Origin of the sequence: Pseudomonas sp. BAY1663 (genome assembly GCF_000582595.1) — a bacterium.
Lineage (GTDB): Bacteria > Pseudomonadota > Gammaproteobacteria > Pseudomonadales > Pseudomonadaceae > Stutzerimonas > Stutzerimonas stutzeri_AF.
The window spans coordinates 38,370-44,710 of sequence record NZ_AZSV01000031.1 but is presented as its reverse complement, the minus strand read 5'-3'; the positions used below and the strand labels follow the sequence as shown (position 1 = coordinate 44,710).

8 protein-coding genes and 1 pseudogene are annotated in these 6,341 nt (G+C 68.2%); 8 read left to right on the top strand and 1 reads right to left on the bottom strand.

Annotated elements, in window-relative coordinates; all coding sequences use genetic code 11:
• Nucleotides 1-192: 192 nt before the first annotated feature.
• The 7 genes from BAY1663_RS11110 (at nucleotide 193) to cysC (ending at nucleotide 4,512) form a co-directional block, all read left to right on the top strand.
• Nucleotides 193-1,527 carry an arylsulfotransferase family protein gene (locus BAY1663_RS11110; protein ID WP_051497128.1) on the top strand — a complete coding sequence of 445 codons (1,335 nt, stop codon included), beginning with the start codon at nucleotides 193-195 and terminating at the stop codon, nucleotides 1,525-1,527.
• 5 nt (nucleotides 1,528-1,532) lie between these two features.
• Entirely contained in the window at nucleotides 1,533-1,865 is a 333-nt protein-coding gene (locus BAY1663_RS23740) for a hypothetical protein (protein ID WP_102895023.1), read from the top strand.
• 69 nt (nucleotides 1,866-1,934) lie between these two features.
• The gene (locus tag BAY1663_RS11100) at nucleotides 1,935-2,654 is read left to right on the top strand and encodes a hypothetical protein (protein WP_037040613.1); all 720 of its coding nucleotides are present in this window, start codon (nucleotides 1,935-1,937) and stop codon (nucleotides 2,652-2,654) included.
• The gene (locus BAY1663_RS25190) at nucleotides 2,651-3,307 is read left to right on the top strand and encodes a sulfotransferase (RefSeq protein WP_256206686.1); all 657 of its coding nucleotides are present in this window, start codon (nucleotides 2,651-2,653) and stop codon (nucleotides 3,305-3,307) included. Before BAY1663_RS11100 ends, BAY1663_RS25190 begins: the two co-directional genes overlap by 4 nt.
• Nucleotides 3,220-3,435, top strand: coding sequence for a sulfotransferase (locus tag BAY1663_RS24770; protein WP_256206685.1), 216 nt, complete (start codon nucleotides 3,220-3,222; stop codon nucleotides 3,433-3,435). The genes BAY1663_RS25190 and BAY1663_RS24770 overlap by 88 nt, the downstream gene beginning before the upstream one ends.
• A gap of 46 nt (nucleotides 3,436-3,481) precedes the next feature.
• The gene (locus BAY1663_RS24765) at nucleotides 3,482-3,805 is read left to right on the top strand and encodes a hypothetical protein (protein WP_218186658.1); all 324 of its coding nucleotides are present in this window, start codon (nucleotides 3,482-3,484) and stop codon (nucleotides 3,803-3,805) included.
• A gap of 2 nt (nucleotides 3,806-3,807) precedes the next feature.
• A complete protein-coding gene (gene cysC / locus BAY1663_RS11090) occupies nucleotides 3,808-4,512 on the top strand; it encodes an adenylyl-sulfate kinase (protein WP_051497127.1) in 705 nt (234 codons plus the stop codon).
• 117 nt (nucleotides 4,513-4,629) lie between these two features.
• On the opposite strand, the gene BAY1663_RS11085 is transcribed toward cysC, so the two are convergent.
• Nucleotides 4,630-5,415 (bottom strand): dienelactone hydrolase family protein, encoded by a 786-nt coding sequence (locus BAY1663_RS11085; protein WP_037040608.1) that lies wholly within the window; start codon nucleotides 5,413-5,415, stop codon nucleotides 4,630-4,632.
• Nucleotides 5,416-5,616: 201 nt separating this feature from the next.
• On the opposite strand from BAY1663_RS11085, the pseudogene BAY1663_RS11080 reads away from it, so the two are divergent.
• Nucleotides 5,617-6,209 (top strand): annotated as a pseudogene (locus BAY1663_RS11080) (hypothetical protein).
• Nucleotides 6,210-6,341 lie beyond the last annotated feature (132 nt).

The window sequence follows — 6,341 nt, the reverse complement described above, 5'->3', positions numbered from 1 at the left end:
GGATTGCCCGACCTCGGGGCGAGGCTAAGCCTCAGCGATCATCCGCAGCATCCTGATACCGATTCGCACCTGCCACCCTGACTCTCAGCGAACGCCACGGGCCAAACAGGGTCCCACCTCTTGCTTTCCAACGCAACGGCGACGGCAGGCCAACGCAGCCGCGTGCCCGCTCGAACAGCATCAGGAGGTCGGATGGACAAGGCGGATCGCGCCGGTTTTGCCCTTTTCTGCGCAGCAATGGTTTTCCTCGCCTTCGTCGGCGGCGCCTTCGTGGTGCTTTCCAAATCGTTCCCCTATAGCTACTTCAACGACGCCTACAAGGCGGCGCAGGCAACCTTCGGCCAGCTGTCGGCCACCAACCTGCATACCGAGACGCACCTGTGGCGCGAGGCGCGCCGGGACGATCGCGGCGTGACCGTGAACAACACCGAACTGGCCTATCCGGGGCTGACCCTCTACACCTCCGGCGACGGCAGCTACGCCAACCTGATCGACCTGGACGGCAAGGTCGTGCATCGCTGGGAGCTGCCCTACCGCGACATCTGGGACAAGAATCCGGAAGGCCGCGCGCCACGCCCGCAGGATCGCATCTACTGGGACAAGGTCCGGCTGCTGCCCAACGGCGACCTGCTGGTGGTGATCACCGCCGACAACGACACCCCCTGGGGCTACGGGCTGATCCGCATCGACCGCGACTCGAAGCTAGTCTGGGCCTATCACGGGGCGGCCCACCACGATCTGGTCGTCACTCCGGACAGGCGCATCGTCACCCTCACCCACGGTTTCAGCGAGGAGGACATCCCCGGCCTGCACGCCCTGGAGCGGCCCTGGCTGGACGACTTCCTGGTGGTGCTCGACGGCGAGACCGGCGCCGAGCTGAGCAAGGTGTCGCTGGCCCGCGCACTCCTCGATTCGCGCTACGCCGAGCCGCTCTACCAGACGCCGAGCTACGCCACCGCCGACCCGCTGCACGCCAACAGCGTGGAATACCTGGACGAGGCGCGCAGCGCCGCCTTCGCCCCGGCGCGGGGCAATCCGGGGCAGGTACTGGTCTCGTTTCGCAACATCGGCACCCTCGCCCTGGTCGACCCGCAATCCGGCGCCCTGACCTGGGCGACCCGCGGGCCATGGCTGGTCCAGCACGACGCGCGGGTGCTGCCCAACGGCAACCTCAGCCTGTTCGACAACGCCGCCAACTATCGGGAGCGCAACATTTCCCGGGTGCTGGAAGTGAACCCCGGCAACCATGAGGTTGTCTGGAGCTACGAAGGAACCGATGAGCACCCCTTCGAAAGCTATGTCCGCAGCTCAGCCGAAACATTGCCCAACGGCAATCGGATCATCACCGAATCCGATGGAGGCCGGCTCTTCGAAGTAACGCCCAGCGGTGAGATTGCCTGGGAATTCATCAATCCCGTTCGCGGCGGTGAAGACGATCGCTACATCCCCATCGTCTCGTCCGGACAACGTATCCCCTACGGAGCACTCGACACGGAATTCCGCAACCTGATCGACAACGAAAGGTGAATGTCATGCGCCCCGATTCCAAGCGACACGCCCGTTTCCTCCTCCTCGCCCTTGGCGCCAGCCTGCCACTCGCCGCCCATGCCTACGTCGGCCCGGGCGCCGGGCTCGGGCTGCTGGCCGCGCTCTGGGGGCTGGTCGCGGCGGTGGGCGTCGCGGTGTTCTACGTGGTGATGTGGCCGATCCGCCGCATGCGCCGCCAGCGCAAGGCCGAACGCAGCGCTGCGGCCGCCCGTGCCGACTCGCCGGTGGTCCAGGCCCGGCAGGTGCCAACCGATGCCGCCGGCACACCGGGTGCGCCGGCCGAGCGCGCCAAGGACAGCGATTCGGTCCGGCCATAAGCAAGCGGCCTGCCACCATCCATCCCTCGGCCGGCCTGCCCGGTCGAGCCGCGCATCCTCGAGGCTTCCATGGGACTACTGGACCTGCCCGCGCCGCTGTTCGCCGCCCTCGACAACGGCATGGCCCTGCTCTTGCCGCCGGCCTTGCGCCTGGTGTTCTGGGCCATGTTCGCCGGTGCCGGCACGCTGTTGCTCTATCGCCTGCTGTCGCCGCAGACGGCCATCGGCCGGGCCAAGCGCGAGGCCCGCGAGGCGCGCCGCCGGCTGAGCGCATTCGACGGCGAGATGAGCGATGCCGGGCCGCTGATCCGCGGCCAGTTCGCCGCCGCCTTCAGGCACCTGGGGCTGGTCATCCTGCCGACGCTGGTGTCGATGCTGCCGCTGATCGCCCTGCTGGCGTGGCTCGACCAGCACTACAGCCACGACTACCCCGACGACAGCGAGCCGCCCCATGTGCGTGTGGTACCGGACACCTCCTTCGCCGAATGGATCGTCGATGGCGGCATCCCCTTCGTGCGCATCGGCTCGCCCGAGGAGGACGATGCGCTGGACATCGCCGTCACCGTGCCGGTGCCGGTGATCGAGCAGCGCCGCTGGTGGCACTGGCTGATCGCCAATCCGCTGGGCTACCTGCCCGACGACAAGCCGGTGCAGCGGGTCGAGATCGGCCTGCCCGAGCGCTCCTATCTCCCGTTCGGCCCACCCTGGATGCGCACCTGGCTGGCGCTGCTGCTGCCGTGCATGATGCTGGTGTCGCTGCTCACCTACCGCTGGGCGCGTATCCAATGAGTGGCGCGAGCAAGGCGCAGGGCGCCGCCGACCCGGGCTTTCGCGTACCGACCTGGATGCACCTGCTGGGCGGCTGGGTGCAGCGCAGCCCGGCGACCTGGATCAGGCTCGGCAACCTGGAAACCAGGCTGGTGGAGGATGCCATCGCCGATCTGCGCGTGGAGCGCCCGGTATACGTCGCCGGCCTGGCCCGCTCGGGCACCACCATCCTGCTCGAGCAACTGGCCGCGCACCCGGACGTGGTCAGCCACCGCTACGTGGACTTCCCCCCGGTGCTGACGCCCTACTGGTGGAATCGCTGGCTGGCGCTGGTGCCCAAGGCCGAGGAAAGCGGCCAGGAGCGCGTGCACAAGGACGGCATCCTGGTCACCTCGCAAAGCCCGGAGGCCTTCGAGGAAGTGCTGTGGATGTCGTTCTTCCCCGACACCCATGACCCCGGCCGCAGCTCGGTGCTCGGCCGCGATGACAGCCACCCCGCGTTCGAACGCTTCTACGACGAGCACCTGCGCAAGCTGCTCGCGGTGCGCCAACGCCAGCGCTATGTGGCCAAGGCAACTACAACCTGGTGCGCCTGGGCTACCTGCAGCGCCTGTATCCGGATGCGCGCTTCGTCCTGGCGATCCGCGACCCGGTCTGGCACATCGCCTCGCTGATCAAGCAGCAGCGGCTCTTCGTCGCCGGCGAACGCGCCGAGCCGCGCGCGCTGGAACACATGCGCCGGGTCGGGCATTACGAATTCGGCCTGGACCGCCGTCCGATCAACGTCGGCGACGATGCATGATCGCCCGGATCGCCGAGCTGTGGCGCGCCGGCCACGAGGTGGAGGGTTGGGCGCATTACTGGGCGCATATCTATCGCTACCTGGCGGACACCCTGGACGCGACCCGCTGCTGCGCGAAGCCAGCCTGCTGGTGCGTTATGAAGACCTCTGCGCCCAGCCGCGCGAGATCTTGCAACAGGTGTTCGCCCACAACCAACTGGAGCTGGAGCCGGCGGCACTGGAACGGGCAGCGGCCGGCCTGCACGCGCCGACCTACTACCGGCCGAAATTCAACGACGACGAGCTGGCCCTGATCGAGACGATCACCCGGCCGGTGGCGGCGCGCTTCGGCTACTCGCCCGCCATGTACACCCAGCCTGCGAGGGCCTGACGATGGTTCGTTCCACTTCCCCACGCCTCGCGCCGCGGCCATACGCGCCCGGCGACGGCAACTTCCTGCTGCTCGACCGCGCCAGCGAGCGCCCGCCGACCTACGGGCTGCACCAGGCCACCAACATCCACCACCACGCGATGAAGGTCGACAAGGCCAGCCGCGCCGCGGCCAACGGACAGAAACCCTGCGTGCTGTGGTTCACCGGTCTTTCCGGTGCAGGCAAGTCGACCGTGGCGGACCTGGTCGAGCAGCGCCTGCAGGCGCTCGGCAAGCGCACCATGCTGCTGGACGGCGACAACGTGCGCCACGGCCTGAACCGCGACCTGGGCTTCAGCGACGAGGACCGGGTGGAGAACATCCGCCGTATCGGCGAGGTAAGCAGGCTGATGGTCGAGGCCGGGCTGATCACCCTGGTCAGCTTCATCTCGCCGTTTCGCAGCGAGCGCCGCATGGCACGCGAACTGCTCGACGAGGGCGAGTTCTTCGAGATATTCGTCGACGCGCCGCTGGAGGTCTGCGAGGCACGCGACCCCAAGGGCCTCTACAAGAAGGCCCGCGCCGGCGAACTGCCCAATTTCACCGGTATCGGCAGCCGCTACGAACCCCCGCAGGCGCCAGAACTGCGACTGCCGGCCGACCGCCTCGGCGCCGAAGCCCTGGCCGAACGCGTGATCGAACTGCTGCGCCAGCATGCGGTGCTCTGAGCGCGGCGCCATCGAGCGTAGCCGGCTTGCCGGCGATCGCGGAGCACGACGCGCGGCCTGCGTTCACGCCCACCCGCCCCATGGACAAGGCCTCGCCATTGCCCACCAAGCCTGCGCTCATTCGGCGGCGAAGACTTCGTCCAACTGGTCGTTCATCGCCTGGAAGGCCCGCTGCGCCACCCGCGGATGGTATTCGTTGCGCCCCGGCACATTGGCATGGGGATCGGTGAAGGAATGGACCGCCCCACCGTAGCTGACCAGTTGCCAGTCGACCCCGGCCGCCTTCATCTCGGCGACGAAGCCGTCCAGTTGCGCCTTGCTGACCGACGGATCGTCGGCGCCGTGCAGCACCAGCACCGGCGCCTTGATGTTGCGCGCATCGTCCGGGTTGGGCGTATCCAGATTGCCATGGAAGGAGATGAAGGTCTTGAGATCGGCGCCGGAACGGGCCAGTTCGAGTACCGTGCCGCCGCCGAAGCAGAAACCGATGGCGCCGAGCCTGGCCGGGTCCAGGGCGACCGCTCCGCCCTGCGCCTTCAGCACATCCACCGCCGCCTGGGCGCGCTTGCGCATCAGCGCCCGGTCCGCGCGCACCGCGGAAGCCGCGGCCCGGGCCTCATCGGCATTGGATGGCCGCACGGCCTTGCCGTACATGTCCGCTATCAGCACCACGTACTTGCCACCTGCGGCGCGTGCGGCCTGCTCGGCGGAGCGCTCGGTCACGCCGAGCCAGTCGGGCACCATCAGCAGCCCTGGGCGCGCCCCGCTTGCCGCATCGTCGTAGACCAGCATGCCCTCGAAGGCCTCACCATCGATCTCGTAGGCCACCGGCCTGCTGACCACGGCCGCCTCGGCGGCGCCGCACAGGCCGGCCAAGGCCAGCGGTAGCAGCTTCTTGTTCATCGTCTTGGCTCCTCTCGATTCATCCAGCACGGCTATCTGGTTATAGAGCACGTGCCACGCGTCGGTGGCGGAAAACGACGAATACGCCGTTCGGCGTTGCCAACCGAAGCCCAACGCACCGGGAACGCATGAGCGAATCCGCTGGAACCATCCCGCGTTACCGCACGCCCAACCATCAGAGCACGACACGAAAGGTGAGCCATGAAACAGATCCTGATCGCAGCATTCGACCGTTACGAACAAGCCCGGCAGGTCAAGGCCGAGCTTCTGCAACAGGGATTCCCGAGCGACGACATCCAGCTGTCGGCGTCGATGAATCCGGGGGAAATCGACAGCAGCCGGGTGGAGGTGATCGGCGAAGAGCCGGGCGAGGACGCCACGCCCGCCGACAAGGTGGCCAGTTTCTTCCGCAAGGTCTTCGGCGATGCCGCGCCGGCGCATGCCGGGCGCTACCCGGAAGCCGCCCGCCGCGGCTCGACCCTGGTCACCGTCAGCCTGGACGACGAGGCCCGGGTGGCCGCCGTCGAGCAGGCGATGACGCGCAACGGGGCCATCGACATCGACGAGCGCAGCGCCCGTTGGGCCGACGATGCGGTCCCGGTCACCGCCAGCACCGAGACGCTGACCACCGGCTATCCGGACGCCACCTCCATCAGCGTCGACGAGCGTGAGCTGGACGGCTCGGCGACGCCCGAGCGCGGCCAGGATGTCGCTCGATTCCCGGCCGGGCCGAAAACGCCAGGGCCGGACGCCGCGACAATACCGCGGGCCGGGTGCGCATCATCCCGCGCTGAGCACCGGCGTATCGCCGCGACAGCACCCGGGCGCGCCGCGACCATGCGTGCGTCCAGTCATACAGGCCGTGGGCTGAACACCCCCAACGCCGCCGGTGTGCTTTAGACTTGCGCACTGCTCCGGCCAATTCC